General features: G+C 63.6%; 14 protein-coding genes. 6 read left to right on the top strand and 8 right to left on the bottom strand.

Annotation, left to right across the window (positions count from 1 at the left end; translation table 11 throughout):
• Positions 1-12 precede the first annotated feature (12 nt).
• From N7E70_RS29685 to N7E70_RS29665, 5 genes are read right to left on the bottom strand one after another with little or no spacing between them, the layout of a single operon-like run.
• Positions 13-1,674 carry an FAD-dependent oxidoreductase gene (locus tag N7E70_RS29685; protein ID WP_263005298.1) on the bottom strand — a complete coding sequence of 554 codons (1,662 nt, stop codon included), beginning with the start codon at positions 1,672-1,674 and terminating at the stop codon, positions 13-15.
• The gene (locus N7E70_RS29680) at positions 1,671-2,081 is read right to left on the bottom strand and encodes a Rieske (2Fe-2S) protein (RefSeq protein WP_210252501.1); all 411 of its coding nucleotides are present in this window, start codon (positions 2,079-2,081) and stop codon (positions 1,671-1,673) included. The genes N7E70_RS29685 and N7E70_RS29680 overlap by 4 nt, the downstream gene beginning before the upstream one ends.
• Positions 2,078-2,377, bottom strand: coding sequence for a hypothetical protein (locus N7E70_RS29675; protein ID WP_157097240.1), 300 nt, complete (start codon positions 2,375-2,377; stop codon positions 2,078-2,080). The genes N7E70_RS29680 and N7E70_RS29675 overlap by 4 nt, the downstream gene beginning before the upstream one ends.
• Positions 2,378-2,388: 11 nt before the next feature.
• Complete coding sequence (locus N7E70_RS29670) at positions 2,389-3,642, bottom strand: amidohydrolase family protein (RefSeq protein ID WP_154384273.1); 1,254 nt, start codon at positions 3,640-3,642, stop codon at positions 2,389-2,391.
• Between the two features lie 11 nt (positions 3,643-3,653).
• Positions 3,654-5,093, bottom strand: a complete 1,440-nt coding sequence (locus tag N7E70_RS29665; RefSeq protein ID WP_263005297.1) for an NAD-dependent succinate-semialdehyde dehydrogenase — start codon at positions 5,091-5,093, stop codon at positions 3,654-3,656.
• A 163-nt stretch (positions 5,094-5,256) separates the two neighbouring features.
• Here N7E70_RS29665 and N7E70_RS29660 point away from each other — a divergent pair, with 163 nt between their 5' ends.
• The 6 genes from N7E70_RS29660 to N7E70_RS29635 all read left to right on the top strand — a co-directional run bounded on the left by N7E70_RS29660 (position 5,257) and on the right by N7E70_RS29635 (position 12,566).
• Entirely contained in the window at positions 5,257-6,033 is a 777-nt protein-coding gene (locus N7E70_RS29660; RefSeq protein WP_067967588.1) for a FadR/GntR family transcriptional regulator, read from the top strand.
• Between the two features lie 129 nt (positions 6,034-6,162).
• Positions 6,163-7,692: an ABC transporter substrate-binding protein gene (locus N7E70_RS29655; protein WP_067967591.1), complete on the top strand. Its 1,530-nt coding sequence runs from the start codon at positions 6,163-6,165 to the stop codon at positions 7,690-7,692.
• A gap of 14 nt (positions 7,693-7,706) precedes the next feature.
• Positions 7,707-8,687, top strand: a complete 981-nt coding sequence (locus tag N7E70_RS29650; protein ID WP_263005296.1) for an ABC transporter permease — start codon at positions 7,707-7,709, stop codon at positions 8,685-8,687.
• Between the two features lie 3 nt (positions 8,688-8,690).
• A complete protein-coding gene (locus N7E70_RS29645; protein WP_245432197.1) occupies positions 8,691-9,500 on the top strand; it encodes an ABC transporter permease in 810 nt (269 codons plus the stop codon).
• Positions 9,497-11,089, top strand: a complete 1,593-nt coding sequence (locus N7E70_RS29640; RefSeq protein ID WP_263005295.1) for an ABC transporter ATP-binding protein — start codon at positions 9,497-9,499, stop codon at positions 11,087-11,089. The genes N7E70_RS29645 and N7E70_RS29640 overlap by 4 nt, the downstream gene beginning before the upstream one ends.
• A gap of 67 nt (positions 11,090-11,156) precedes the next feature.
• Positions 11,157-12,566, top strand: a complete 1,410-nt coding sequence (locus N7E70_RS29635; protein WP_263005294.1) for an aldehyde dehydrogenase family protein — start codon at positions 11,157-11,159, stop codon at positions 12,564-12,566.
• A 123-nt stretch (positions 12,567-12,689) separates the two neighbouring features.
• Here the strand turns inward: N7E70_RS29635 and hpaI are convergent, their stop codons facing one another.
• The 3 genes from hpaI to N7E70_RS29620 are packed head-to-tail and all read right to left on the bottom strand — an operon-like array spanning position 12,690 to position 15,182.
• A complete protein-coding gene (gene hpaI, locus N7E70_RS29630; protein WP_154384277.1) occupies positions 12,690-13,496 on the bottom strand; it encodes a 4-hydroxy-2-oxoheptanedioate aldolase in 807 nt (268 codons plus the stop codon).
• A 10-nt stretch (positions 13,497-13,506) separates the two neighbouring features.
• Positions 13,507-14,313: a 2-oxo-hept-4-ene-1,7-dioate hydratase gene (gene hpaH / locus N7E70_RS29625; protein WP_263005293.1), complete on the bottom strand. Its 807-nt coding sequence runs from the start codon at positions 14,311-14,313 to the stop codon at positions 13,507-13,509.
• Complete coding sequence (locus tag N7E70_RS29620) at positions 14,310-15,182, bottom strand: fumarylacetoacetate hydrolase family protein (protein WP_263005292.1); 873 nt, start codon at positions 15,180-15,182, stop codon at positions 14,310-14,312. The genes hpaH and N7E70_RS29620 overlap by 4 nt, the downstream gene beginning before the upstream one ends.
• Positions 15,183-15,185 lie beyond the last annotated feature (3 nt).

Below are 15,185 nucleotides of genomic sequence, written 5' to 3'. Positions count from 1 at the left end.
CATTGGCCCGCCTCAGTTCATTGAGGCGGTGGTGCCGGTGATGGTGTCGAGCAGGGCGTTGGGGTCGGTCGGGCAGGCATCGCCGCGCCAGGCGACGTGCCGGTCAGGACGCGACAGCACCAGGGCTTCGGCGTAAGGCCCCACGCCATCGCTGCCGGGCACCACGTCAAGCAGCTGGACCGGAATCCCACGCGCGGCTGCCGCCGCCATCAAGGGTGTGACGTCGCGGGTCGGGTCGAAGCGCAGCAACGTGTAGTCGGGGCCCATCGCGTCATAGAGCGAGCGCTTGTCCGCCAACCAGATGTGCGGCGTGCGACAGCCGGGCACCGTCGACGGCGTGAACTCGGCCATCGAGTAGGCCGGCTGCGCCTGCCCGTCATAGGATATGATCGGCGAGTGGTCGTAATAGTAGCCGAAGTTGAGGCCGCCGCAGCAATATTGCTGGACGTTCAGGTCGTAGATCTTGCGTCCCAGCGCCTCGCGCGCGGCGGCACCTTCTGCCGTGTCGTCTTCGATGTCGACAGGCACGACCTTGCGTTCCTTGGCCATGGCATGGGCATGGTTCATGGCGAAGACCGAGACCTGCTCGGTGATCGGCTGGCGCTCGGCGGCATAGGCATCGAGCATGCCTGCATTGCCCCATCCGGCGATGTTGGCGGCAAGCAGCCAGCCCAGGCACTCGGCGTCGGCGATGCCGGCGTTCATGCCGTAGCCTGCGTAAGGCACCCACAGATGTGCTGCGTCGCCGCAGATGAAGACCCGGCCTTTGTGGAAGCTGTCGGCGACGAGGCGACGGCCGAACCAGTCTTCGTTGGACAGGACCTCGTAGGAAAAGTCCGGTCCGACGCCGAGGATTTCGCGGATCGACCAGTCGCGGTCGACGCTGTCGAAATCCGGCTCGTCGTCACGCAGATAGTTGTGCACCAGCCAGGTCTCGCGGCCGTCGATGGCATAAACATTGCCACTGCGCCGTGGATTGAGCGAAAAGCTCGCCCAGGCCGGCGCGTCGTTCATCATGCCGAGCAACTGCGGCGCACGGATGTAGGTCGACTGCACGCGCTGCACGACGGCGTCGCCGACGAGCTTGGCGCCGATGTCGCGGCGAACCTGCGAGCGGCCGCCATCGCAGCCGGCGAGATAACGCGCCGTGATCGTCGTCTGTTCGCCGCTGTCTATGTTGCGGGCGCTGATCTGCACGCCATCTTTGGTTTCGGCATGCGCCAGATATTCGGTGCGGTTGAGCACCGTCAGCCCCGGCATTGCCACTGCGTGTTCGAACAGGATCGGTTCCAGGAACAGCTGGTTGATACGGTGTGGCGGCTCGGCCGTCGGCCAGTCGGTATCGGGCCCGCCTGTTGCCGTGAAGCGGTCGCGCCGGCAGGGGATGGGGATGCGCGTGATCGCCTTGCCGGTCATCGAGGTGCGGTAGGCGATGTCGTTGGCATAATCCTCGGGCAAGCCGGCATTGCGTGCCGCGCCGGCGACGCCCAGCCGCCTCAGTATCTCCATCGAACGTGCCGAGACGTGATTGCATTTCACGTTCGGCGGTTCGCCATGGTGACGTGTCTCAAGGATCGTCACGGCGACGCCGCGCTGCGCCAGGATCATGCCCAGCGTCAGCCCGACCGGCCCGGCGCCGACGATGAGGACGTCGGTTTCCACCATCGCCGTCATGCCCGTGGGCTCCCGACTGTCACCACGACGTTGCCGTCGGTTACCTGCACGGGAACAGGAGTCAGGCCGACCTTTGGGTCGATCGGGTGACGGCCGGTCAACATGTCGAACTCGAAGCCATGCCAGGGACAGACGATGTGGAGTTGTTCCTTGGAAAAGCCAAGGCCGAGGCTCTTGCCGTTGTCGGCCACCAGTTCCAGCGTGCGCGGCATGATCTTGCCCTGGCACACCGGTCCGCCCATATGCGGGCAGATGTTGAGGTAGGCGCGCACTTCTTCGCCGACGAAGTAGATGCCGATGCCTGTGCCGTCGACATCGATGACCATGCGTTGGCGCTTCTTGAGCTCGTCGTGACGGCCCAACACGATCTGTTGCGACGCTGCCGTCGCCATGTCAGGGGCGCTCACGATGCCCTCCGGAACCACATTGCGAGGTCGAAGACGTTGAGATCGGCGGCGCGCAGCAGTTCGCTGACCAAGACTGCTGTCTCGGTGGCGGTCAGCGCGTCCTGGCCGACAGGCGGAAAAATCTTGTCCGACTTCTCGACTTTGGTTGCGTAGAGCTTGCCGAGCGCGGTGAGTGCTACGGCGATATCGGCCTCGCTCACCCTGTCGAGCGTTCCGGATGCCAGGGCCTCCTCAGCAGATGCGGCTATCGCTGCGGCGGCCGCGCTGAAACCAGCGCCATGTTCTGATGTCGTCATGTTCTGTGCCATTACGATGCGGTTTTGGGGCGATTGGCGAGGACGTCCTCAGCCAGCGGCTTGCGACGGGTCGTGTCGAGCTTGAACAGCCGCGCGGCGTTGAGGCCGAGGATGTTGCGCTTGGCCTGCTCGGAGAGGAACGGCAGCGAGTCGATGGTCGCCGGCGAATCCCAGTCCCAGTGCGGCCAGTCCGAGGAGTAGAGCAACTGGGTCTCGGCGTTCATCGCCTCCATGGTCGCTTCGAGAAGCTTCATGTTGGTGCGCTCGAGCGGCTGGCTCGTGTAGTACATCTCGCGCATATATTCGCTCGGCAGCCGCTTCAGGCCAGGGGCCTCGCTGGGGCGCATCAGCACTTCATGGTCGAGCCGCTGCATCAGGAACGGGATCCAGGCGAGGCCACTCTCCACCCACAGCATGTTGAGCTTGGGGAAGCGCTCGGGCATCGCGTTGACGATCCAATTGGTGAGATGGATCTGGTTGTAGTGGGTGAACGACAGCGCATGCATCGACAGGAAGCGGTTGAGCTGCGCGAAGGACGGATCGCCCCAATGATAGCCGGAGTGGAAAGCCAGCGGCTTGTCCAGATCCTGGATCATCGAATAGAGCCGCATGTAGCAGTCGTGGTGGACCGGCTTGTTGCGGGTCGAGCAGACAGTGAAGCCGATGATGCCTTCGGTGTCGCCGTAGCGCTCGACCAGCTCTTCGCACGCCTCGGGCGTGTTGAAGGGCAAATAGAGCAGGCCCTTCATGCGGCTGTCGATCGGCAGGATGCGTTCGATCATCCAGCGGTTGAACGCCTTGGCCAGCGCCACCTCGATCTCGTCCTGCGGGTGCATGCCGAGCAGCAGCATGGCGCTCGGGAACACCACCTGGTAGTCGAGACCCATCGCATCCATGCTGCGGCGGGCGGTCGAGATGAAGCGGTGGACACTGTCGTCGCTGACCGGCTCGCGCCGGCCCTGGTGGCCGATGCGGCCGCCGACGCTCTGCAGCGACAGGCCCGGTGAGATGTTGAGCAGCGCGTTCTGGCCGCCAAAGCCCTTGACCTGGTGCTGGCCGATCTGACGCAGCACGTCATTGTCGATCAGGTCGATGATCTCCGACCAGAAATGATCTTCCGAAACATGGGCGTCGACGTCGACGATGAGATAGTCGTCGAAATTCCTGGCGGCCTGCTTGGTGGCGTGCGCCAGCACGTCGCGGGAATCCGTCGACCCGGTGATTTCGCCGATCTCACGGAAGTTGGGAATGGAATGCTCGGTCATTGCGCTACGCTTCAACCCTGTGTCACGAATTTGGTCACGAGATAGCTATCAAGGCCTTCCGCCCCGCCTTCGGAGCCATAGCCGCTCTCCTTGACCCCGCCGAACGGGGTCTCGGGCGTCGTCAGCATCATGTTGTTGATGCCGACCATGCCGGATTCGAGTTCGTCGCCGATGCGGGTGGCCGTCGTCGTGTCGCGGGTGAAGGCATAGGCGGATAAGCCGAAAGGAAGCCTGTTGGCCTCGGCAACGACCTCTTCGAAGTCCTTGAATCGACGTGTCACAGCGACCGGGCCGAACGGCTCCTCATTCATGATCCGCGCCTCGTTCGGTACGTCGGTCAGCACGGTCGGCTGCCAGAAGTAGCCGCGCTCGCCCTTGCGTTCGCCGCCCAACTCGATGCGGGCGCCGGCGCGCTGCGCGTCCGAAACCAGGCTTTCCATGGCGTCGATGCGGCGGCTATTGGCGAGGGGACCCATCTGCGTTGCAGGATCGAGGCCATCACCCAGCTTGAGTGACGCAGCGACGGCGCGGAATTTTGCGACGAACCGGTCGTGAATGGCTTCGTGCAGGTAAAAGCGTGTCGGCGTGATGCAAATCTGGCCGGCATTGCGATACTTGGACCGTGCCGTCATCTCCGCCGCCTTCTCGATATCGGCGTCGGCGAAAACGATCGTGGGAGCGTGGCCGCCGAGTTCGAGCGTCGCCGGCTTGACGCCGTCTGCCGCCAGTCTGGCGAGGTGTTTGCCGACGCGGGTCGAGCCGGTGAACGAAATCTTCTTGATGATCGGCGATGCGATCAGATGCGTCGAAATATGGTCCGGCACGCCGAAGACGATGTTGAGCACGCCGTCGGGAAGGCCGGCATCTGCGAGCGCCTGGGCAATCGCCAGCGTCGGTGAAGGTGTCTCCTCAGCCGGCTTGGCGATGCAGGAACAGCCGGCGGCAAGGGCAGCGGCGATCTTGCGCGCCGGGATGGTGACCGGGAAATTCCACGGCGTGAAGGCTGCGACCGGGCCGATCGGCTCGCGGAACACCAGGCTGCGGACACCCGCTGTGCGCGAAGGGATGATGCGTCCATAGGCGCGTCGGCCTTCCTCGGCATACCAGTCGAAGATGTCGGCAGCACCTTGCACCTCGGCCATGGAATCGCCGACCGGCTTTCCTTGTTCGAGCGTCATGAAGCGGGCGATGGCAGGTGCGCGTTCACGCAGCAGGGCCGCTGCCTGGCGCAGGATCTTGTAGCGCTCGAAGGCCGAAACCTTGCGCCAGGAGCGGAAGGCCGTGTCGGCCGCAGCCAGTGCATTGTCCAGGTCGACGGTGGTCGCAACCGGGATTTCGCCGACGGTTTCACCGCTGGCGGGGTTGATGACGGGCAGGATCTCGCGATCGGCCGTCCGAACCCTCTCGGAGCCGATGCGCAACGAGCGATCTATCTGATCTTCTGTGACCATATCCAACTCAACTGATTGAAATTGTTGAATGCGGGAGCTCGTCACCGCCAATCTTGAAATATATGATAGTTTAAAAAATTTGGTCGCGCAATCGTCATTTTTCGCTTGATATTTGGCTTGGAATGATCTTTTTTGTCCTAAATATCTTATCAAAGGGATCGACATGCAAAAGGCACCTGACGCCGAAGGTAGCGGTCTTACCCAGATGGTTGGCCCGGCCGAGCGGCTGTGGTCTTCGGGCAAGCAGACGACGCTGTCGGCGAGTGTGATCGACCAGATCCGGACCGTGCTGTTTGCCGGCAGGCTGGCGCCCGGTGATCGGCTGGGTTCGGAAGCTTCGCTTGCGCTGCAGTTCGGCGTCAGCCGCATGACCATGCGCGATGCCTTGCGTTCGCTGCAGGCGTCGGGCGTGATCGAGGTCAAGGTCGGCATCAAGGGCGGCATCTTCGTTGCCGAGGGCAATTCGGAGCGGCTGGCCGAGACCATCGCCATTCAGCTGAAGCTGATCGGGATAAGCACCGAGGAACTGCTCGACACGCAGATTGCCATCGAAGTGATGGCGGCGGGGCTTGCCGCCAGCAATGCGACCGGTGCCGACATCAAGGCGCTGCATGATGCGCTGGCCGAGGCCGAGCGTCTGGTCGACGACGCCGAGGAGTTCACCTGGGCGGCGATCAACTTTCACGGCTGCGTCGTCGCCGCCTCACACAATCGGGTGCTGGCAGCGCAATTCAGGGCGCTGAGCCATGTCCTGATGCCGCTCTATGTCAGGGGATCTTCGCCTGACGTGGCCCGTCGCGCGGTGGCGTTCCAGCGCGCGCTGATCGCCTGCATCGAGGCGCGTGAGCCCGATGCGGCCAGAAACCTCGTTTACGGACGTCTGCAGTTCGTCAAGTCGCGTCAGTTGGGCGACCTGGCGAAAGGAGAAGCCGGCGACTGACCACGGAGGAACGGCAGGGTCTGCGTCCTGCCGCTTTGGTTCCAAGCCGAAATGCAGAGGGGAATGCCTGCTGAACGCCGCAAGAGAAGCGGCGTTGCGGGTCAATTTGCGAAAAAGGGAGTGAGGAAGATGTTTACGATTTCGCGCCGAAGCCTGCTCAAGATCTCAGCGGCTTCCGGCCTGATGGCGGCTTTGCCCGGCGGTGGCGCATGGGCGGCCGAGCCCAAGCGCGGCGGGCACCTTGTCGTGGCAAGCGGTGGCGCCTCGACGGCGGATTCGCTGGATCCGCGCACGTTCGGTTCGCCCTATACCGCGGTCATGTCCGGCATCACCTACAATTCGCTGATCGAGGTCCATGGCCTCGACATGGAACTGCGGCCCGGCCTCGCCAAGAGCTGGGAGCCGGCCAATGGCGGCAAGAGCTGGATCTTCGATCTGGTCGAAGGTGCGACCTTCCACAATGGCAAGGCCTTTACCAGCGAGGACGTGGTGTTCTCGCTGAAGCGCCATGCCGAAGAAGCGTCGCGCTCCAACATGCGCAGTATCATCAAGGGCGTGAGCGATATCCGCGCCGATGGGCCGAACCGCGTCATCATCGACCTGCCCGAAGCCAACTACATGTTCCCGGCGATGCTGACGGCGTTCTCGCTGGGCATCGTTCCGGCCGGGACGACGACCTTCGACGGTGTCGGCACCGGCCCTTACAAGCTGAAGCGGTTTTCGCCGGGCGAGGTTCTCGAAGCCGAGCGCAACGAAAACTACTTCAAGTCGGACGCAGCTTTCGTCGACAGCCTCGAATTCCTCGCCATCAACGATGCCTCGGCGCTTGGCAGCGCGTTCCAGAGCGGCCAGATCCATCTGACCACGCTGCTCGACGCCCGTACCGCGCCGCTGATGCGCCAGATGCAGAACCTGAAGATCTACAACACCGAAGGCCGCGGCTTCATCTGCTTCAACATGCGCACCGACATGGCGCCGTTCGACAATCCCGACATGCGCATGGCGCTCAAGCTCGCCGTCAACCGTCCCGACATGCTCGAGCGTGTCTCGGTCGGCGTCGGCCGCATCGCCAACGATACACCGGTTGCACCGAGCGATCCGGTCTTTGCCGCCGACCTGCCGCAGACTGAATACGATCCGAAGCGCGCCAAGGAACTGTTCGACAAGACCGGCTTCAAGGGTCCGCTGGTGCTGCAGACCTCGGAAGCGATCTCGTCGCGTGCCGTCGACATGGCGGTGATCTTCCAGGAGCACGCCGCCAAGGCGGGTATTCCGATCGAGGTCAAGCGCGAGCCGTCGGACGGTTATTGGGAAACCATCGTCGGCCAGACGCCGTTCCATGTTTCGGCCCGTTCCGACCGGCCGACTGCCGATGCGATCTTCTCGGTCGCCTTCCTCAGCACATCCGGAAACAACGAGTGCAAGTGGGTGAACAAGGACTTCGACGCCGCCGTCATCGCCGCGCGCGCCGAGCCTGACCTCGAGAAGCGCAAGGCCTTCTATGCGACCGCACAGAAGATCTGCCGGGAAGATGGCGGCACCATCATTCCGTTCTTCTCCAGCACGGTTGAAGGCACGACCAGCGACCTCGACGGTTTCGTGCCGTCGGCCCTGCAGATGGCCGGCTACCGCGCCATCGAGCAGGTCTGGTTCGCCTGACAGGACAAGACGGCATGACTCTGTTCGCCAATTCCCCGGTGAAATCGTTCGTAGTCGCCAGGGTTGCGTCCGGGCTCGTGTCGATCTTTTTCATTTCGTTCCTGGTTTTCCTGGGAACGTCGATGTTGCCGGGCGACGCAGCCAATGCGTTGCTCGGCCAGAATGCCACCCCTGAAACGGTCCTGGCCCTGCGTACCGAGCTGGGCCTCGACCAACCTTTGCCGGTGCGCTATTTCCACTGGCTCGGCAATGCGCTGCACGGCGATTTCGGGACATCGCTGTCCAATTCGCAGCCGGTCATCAACCTGTTGGTGCCGCGGCTGATCAACTCGCTGATCCTTGCCTTTTCGGCGGCGGTGATCGTCCTGCCGCTGGCCGTCGGCGTCGGGCTGCTCGCGGCGATCAACCGCGGCAAGGCGATTGACGCCGCCACCGGTTCGATCTCCGCGATCTTCCTGTCGATGCCGTCGTTCCTGATCGGCTACCTCTTGGTCTTCATCTTCGCGGTCAAGCTGGGGCTGTTTCCACCGCTGTCGATGGTTCGCTCCAGCGCCAGCCTGCCGACATGGATTTCGGCGCTGACATTGCCGGTGCTGACCCTGGTGCTGGTAGCCCAGGCCCATGTGATGAAACTCACCCGCGCTGCCGTGCTCGGAGTGATGAGTTCCGACTATATCCTGATGGCCGAGACCAAAGGCATTCCGCGCAACAGGATCATCCTCAAGCACGCGCTGCCCAACGCCCTGTCGCCGATCGTCTCGATCTGCATGATCACCATGGCGTATCTGATCGTCGACGTCGTGGTGATCGAGGCGGTGTTCAACTATCCCGGCATGGGCAAGCTGATGGTCGACGCGGTCGCCTATCGCGACATCCCGATGGTGCTGGCCTGCGGCGTGCTGTTCTCGACGATCTTCATCTCGCTCAATTTTGCCGCCGACTTTTTGGCCATGCTCGTCAATCCGCGTCAGCGCCTGCCCAGGAAGGGGAACTGAACCGTGTCGAGCAAGTTGACGCTGACCGTTTCCCTTGCCGTCCTCGCAACGATGGCGGCAGCCGCCATCCTTGCGCCGGTGCTGGCGCCGTTCCCGCCGAATGAGATGGTCCATGCCGCTTTCGATGCGCCCGGCGTGGGCGGTCTGCTGGGTGCCGACGGCCTCGGCCGGGACATGCTGTCCCGCATTCTCTACGCCACGCGCTACACCTTCGTTGCGACTCTGATCGCCACCACCCTTGCCTGCATGATCGGCGTGTCGCTGGCCATCATCGCCGGCCTGAGCAAGGGTTGGGTCGATATCGTCATCGGCCGTGCCGTCGACATACTGATGTCGATCCCGCAGATCATCTTTGCGCTGATCATCCTGGCCATCGCCGGCGTGTCGCTGACGACGCTGATCCTGACCATGGCAGTGCTGCAGTCGAGCACCTATTACCGCGTGACCCGGCCGATCGCCGGCGACCTCGCGGCGATGGAATATGTCGAGGTCGGTCGCCTGCGCGGCGAACGGCTGCACTGGTATTTGTTCAAGGAAATACTGCCTAACATGGTGCCGTCGCTTTTGGCGCAGTTCGGACTGGGGCTTTCCTCCGCGGCACTCTTCATCAGTTCGCTCAGCTTCCTGGGCATCGGCATCCAGCCGCCTGCGGCCGATCTCGGCGGACTTGTCCGCGAGAATGCGCTCGCCCTTTCAACCGGCCGTCTGACGCCGCTGATCCCGGCATTCTGCATCGCGCTGTTCTGCCTGAGCGTGAACGGGATCGTTGATTGGCTCGTTGGCCGCTTTTCAGACAAACCGGACGTGAAATGAGCGGAAATCGGGTACTGAGCATCGACAATCTACGCGTCGAGACAAAGTCGGGCGTGCTGCTCGACGACGTCTCGATCCATGTCGATCGCGGCGAAGTTCTTGGCATCATCGGTGAGTCAGGGGCCGGCAAGAGCACGCTGGCGCTGAGCTCGATCATGCTGTTCAAGTCTGGGTGCAGGCCGACATCAGGCTCGATCGAGCTGTGTGGACAGTCGCTGATGGAACTCGGAACCACCGAGCTCGAAACCATCCGGCGCACCAGGGTGTCCTACGTCGCCCAAAGTGCCGCGGCTGCGTTCAACCCGTTCTACCGGCTCGAGGACCAGGTCACCGAAATCCCTGCGATGGCGCAGAAGCTGACCTCAGCCCAGCGGCGTCGCATGGCAGTCGAGCTGTTCGAGGAGCTCCAGCTTCCTGACCCCAGGAATTTCGGCCGGCGCTATCCGCATCAGGTCTCGGGCGGCCAGTTGCAGCGGGCGATGATCGCCATGGCGCTGATCAACCAGCCCGACCTGATCATTTTCGATGAGCCGACCACAGCACTCGACGTGACGACGCAGATCGAGGTGCTCAGGCTGATCAAGAAGGTGGCGAGCACCCACAATTGCGGCGCCCTCTACATCTCGCATGACCTGGCCGTGGTGTCGCAGATGGCCGACCGCATCGTCGTCATGCGCAACGGCAAGATGGTCGAGCAGGGGCCGACGCGCCAGCTCGTCGACAACCCGCAGACGGAATACGCCCAGCGTCTTGTCGCGCACCAGGGCGATGGCACCTATGCCACTGCCAATGGCAGCGACGAAACCCTGCTCGACGTCCGCAACGTCGATGTCGGTTATGGCGGCGTCACGGCGGTCAAGGACGCGTCGATCAGGCTTGGCGCCGGCTCGGTGCTGGCGCTCGTCGGCGAGTCCGGCAGCGGCAAGACCACTTTGGCGCGCAGCATCGCTGGCCTGCAGCCAGCGCGCACTGGGCAGATCCGCATGCGCGACAGCGTGTTGGCGCCTGTGGTCGAGCGCCGCAGCTTCGATCAGCGGCGGCTGATCCAGTACATCCACCAACTGCCCGACCTCGCGCTCAATCCGCGCCAGACCGTCCGCGATGTCATCGGGCGTCCGCTCAGCTTTTTCTACGGATTGCGTGGCGCCGCCGCCGAGCAGCGGCTGCTCGAACTGATGGAGGCGATCGAACTTCCGGCGGCCTATCTCGACCGCTATCCGGCATCGCTTTCGGGCGGGCAGAAGCAGCGCGTCTGCATCGCCCGTTCGCTTGCCGCAAAACCGGACATCCTGATCTGCGACGAGATCACCTCGGCACTCGATCCGCTGGTCGAGGAAAGCATCGTCAAGCTGCTCACCCGCCTGATCAAGGACGAGGGCCTCAGCATCCTGTTCATCACCCACAATCTTGGCCTCGCGCTGCGCTTCTCGCACAAGACCACGGTGATGCAGGCAGGACGTATCGTCGAGCATGGCGATACGCGTACCGTGTTCGAACAGCCGCAGTCCGACTATACGCGCAGCCTGATCCGCGCGGTGCCGCAGCTACGGGAAGGCTGGCTGGACGGCTTTTCCGCCGATGCCGCCTGAAGGAAGCGTGGCCGCTTGTGCGGCCAGTGCCGCGATTTGCGGTGGTTCAAATTCGAGGGAGACAACCATGACGCAGTCCCATGCGATGATCATCAATGGCGAAAGGGTGGAGGCGGCAGGCACGTTTGGCGTCATCGATCCCGCACGGGCGGAGGTCTTCGCCGACTGTCCTGCCGCCAGTCCTGAGCATCTCGACGCGGCCGTCGCAGCCGCGCGTAAAGCGTTCCCGACATGGCGTGACACGGTGATCGAAGAGAGGGAACGCCTGCTCAACGAGATCGCCAACGCGGTTGAAGCCGATAAAGATGCCTTGGCGGTGCTGCTCTCGACCGAACAGGGCAAACCACGCGCCAGCGCCCATGGCGAGATTGGTGCCGCCATTCACTGGATACGCGAGACGGCAAAGCTCAGGCCACCGGTTGAAGTGATCCGTGACGACGAGAAGAACAGGATCGAGGTACACCGCAAGCCGCTCGGCGTTGTCGGCTCGATCACGCCGTGGAACCATCCGGTGCTGGTCGCCACCTGGCACGTCATGCCGGCGCTGATGGCGGGCAATTGCGTGGTCATCAAGCCGTCGTCCTACACGCCGCTGAGCACGCTTCGGCTCGTCGAGCTTGCCAATGTGCATCTGCCGCGCGGCGTGCTCAATTCGGTCACCGGCGAAGGCGGCATTGGTCGCGCCATCACCGGCCACCCCGGCATCGACAAGATCGTCTTCACCGGCTCGACGCCGACCGGCCGCAACATCATGTCGAATGCCGCCGACACGCTGAAGCGCCTGACGCTCGAACTCGGCGGAAACGATGCGGCAATCGTCTTGCCCGACGCCGACATCGACGCCATCGCGCCGGTGATCTTCGCCAAGTCCTTCGGCAATAGCGGCCAGACATGTGCCGCGCTCAAGCGCCTTTACGTGCATGAGAGCCTGCATGACGCGCTCGCCGAAAAGATCGCTGTCCTGGCGCGTGCCGCCAAGGTCGGTCCGGCCAGCGATCCGGCCAGCCAATTCGGGCCCCTGCAAAACAAGGCGCAGTTCGATCTGGTGCGTGCACTTGCCGACGACGCCCGGGCCAATGGCGGACGTTTCCTGGCAGGCGGCGAAGCGTCAGCCGAGGCGGGCTATTTCTTCCCGCTGACCGTCGTTACCGAGGTGACCGACGGCATGCGTATCGTCGACGAGGAGCAGTTCGGCCCGATCCTGCCGATTGTGCGCTACAGCGACGTCGACGACGCGGTCGCGCGTGCCAATGCCAGCGAAAACGGGCTGGGCGGTTCGATCTGGTCGACCGACATCAAGAAAGCGGAAGCGCTGGCGCGGCGTCTCGAATGCGGAACCGCCTGGGTCAACGACCACAGCTCGATCTCGCCGGCGGCACCCTTTGGCGGCGCCAAGCAGTCAGGCATCGGCGTCGAGTTCGGCCACTGGGGGCTTGAAGAGTACATGCAGATGCAGACGGTCCACATCACGCGCTGAGCGTGATGTGGCTGCAAGTTTGTGCTGCCGAAGCAGTCCGCCCGCTGGCGCCGGCAGACGCAGGACAGCAAAAGGAAAGGGCGGCACAAGGACCGCCCTTTCTTCATTTCAGATAGAGCATTCTCAGTAGCCGGAGCCACTTGCCTGCGGCTCGCCTTTGCCGCTGGACCTGAACTTCGCCGCAAGTGCGCTGGTTGCTTGTGCCAGCAAGCCGACGTCGTTGCCAACTGCGACGAAGGTTGCACCGAGGTTCAGGTAACGCTGCGCCAGGCTGGCGTCGGAAGTGAGGATACCGGCAGCCTTGCCTGACATGCCAATGCGGTGGATCGCATCCTCCACGGCTGCCTGCACCTCCGGTGCGCCGGGCTTGCCGAGATGGCCCATGTCGGCGGCGAGGTCGGCCGGGCCGATGAAGACGCCGTCGACGCCGTCGACAGCGGCGATGGCTTCAAGCTGCGCCAGTCCGGCCTGGCTTTCCAGCTGGACCAGCAGACAGGTCTGGTCGTTTGCGGTGGCCAGATAGTCGGGGATGCGGTTGAAGGCGGAAGCGCGGGCAAGCGCTGCGCCCACGCCGCGCACGCCATGCGGCGGGTAGCGCATTGCCTTGACCAGCTCTTTCGCCTGGTCGGCGGTTTCGACCATCGGTACCAGGATGGTCTGGGCGCCGATGTCGAGCAGTTGCTTGATGATCCAGGTTTCGCCGATCGGCGGGCGCACGACGGCATGAGAGCCGGAGGCCGCGATGGCCTGTAGTTGCGCGGCCATGACGGGCAGGTCGTTCGGCGCGTGCTCGCCGTCGATGACCAGCCAGTCGAAGCCGGCGCCGGCGCAGATCTCGGCGGTGTAGGCATTGGCAAGACCGAGCCAGAGGCCGATCTGGGCGTCGCCGTTCATCAGGGCGGCTTTGAAAATGTTGCGTGGTGCGGGCATGACGATGTCCTCAGGCGAAGTAGGCGCTTACGGTGCCGAAGGGGCCGAAGTCGGCCATGATGGTGTCGCCGTGGCGCGCTTCGACGGGGCGGATGAACGAGCCCGAGAGCACGATGTCGCCGGCCGCAATCGAACCGCCGAACATGGCGAGCCGGTTGGCCAGCCAGGCTATGCCGGCTGCAGGATGGTTGAGCACGCCGGCACCCAGGCCGGTTTCCTCGACTTCGCCATTGCGCGATACGATGGCGCCGATCCAGCGCATGTCGGCCTCGGTCGGCCGCATTGGCCGCCCGCCGGTGATGATGCCGGCATTGGCGGCGTTGTCGGAGATGGTGTCGACGATGGTGCGGGTGCGGCCCGTTTCCGGGTCGCTGCGCAGGATACGCGTGTCGAGGATCTCGATGGCCGGCGCAATGAAATCGGTGGCGTTGAGCACGTCGAAGACGGTCGTGTTTGGACCTTCCAACGGCGCCTTCATGACGAATGCGATCTCGGCCTCGATGCGCGGCTGGATGAAGCGGTCAGCCGGGATGGTTGCTGCATCCGGGAACATCATGTCGTCAAGCAGGACGCCTGAATCGGGAATGTCGATGTTGAGCGCATATTGCATCGCCTTCGATGTCAGGCCGATCTTCCAGCCGATCCTGCGCCGACCCTGGGCGAGCTTGAGCTGGACCCATGCGGCCTGCACTGCATAGGCGTCCTCCATGTCCATCTCGGGGTGATCGAGCGACAACAGCCCGATCTGCTTGCGCTGCTTTTCGGCCTGGTCGAGGCGTTGCGCTGCTGTCTGATGCTGCTCTGGCTCGAGCTTCATGGCTGTTCGTCCATGACGGTGTTGCGCAATGTGCCGATGCCTTCCGCTTCGACTTCCACGGTGTCGCCCGGGACCAGCCAGCGCGGCGGATCGAAGCGCGCGCCGGCGCCGGTCGGTGTGCCGGTGACGATGACGTCGCCCGGAACAAGCGTGGTGAAGGTCGAGATGTAGCTGATCAGCTTGCGGAAGCCGAAGATCATGCGGCTTGTGCGGTCATCCTGCCGCAGCTCGCCATTGACCTTCGTCGTCAGGCGAATGTCGGCAAGCTGGGCTTCGTCCGTATAGGGCACCAGCCAGGGGCCGATGGCGCCGGTGGCGTCGAAGTTCTTGCCCTGGGTCACGTTGAACTTGGCGTGCCGGACCCAGTCGCGGATCGTGCCTTCGTTGCAGAGTGAAAGTGCTGCGATATGGTCGAGTGCGTCGCGCTCGGCAATGCGGCGTCCGCCCTTGCCGATGACGATGACGATCTCGCCTTCATAGTCGAGCTGCGGTGACTCCGGTGGCCGGACGATGGCCGCGCCATGGCCGACAAAGGAACGCGGGAAACGGATGAACAGCGACGGATTGCCGGGCGCCGCCTGACCGTCCTTGTACTCTTCGTTGCGGTCGGGGAAGTTGACTCCGACGCAGATCAGCTTCTCCGGCGCCGGGACCGGGATCTGGTAGGTGATGTCGGCTTCCGAAATGTCGGCCGCGCGCTGTTCGGCGGCTTCCGTGAGCCGAGTGAGACCGTTCGCCGCGATAACCTCGCGCAGCGTCGGCCATTGCGGGAACTGTGGTGCCAGGTCGACAACACCTTTGGCGGTCACCGCGCCGTAGCTCGTCTTGCCGGCGTGGGTGTAAGTGGCGAAACGCGGCCGTTCGGTCATGTC

The organism is Aminobacter sp. NyZ550, assembly GCF_025628925.2.
Taxonomy (GTDB): Bacteria; Pseudomonadota; Alphaproteobacteria; order Rhizobiales; family Rhizobiaceae; genus Aminobacter; species Aminobacter ciceronei.
Note: the sequence above shows the minus strand (reverse complement) of the source record. Positions and strands in the feature narration are given on the sequence as shown.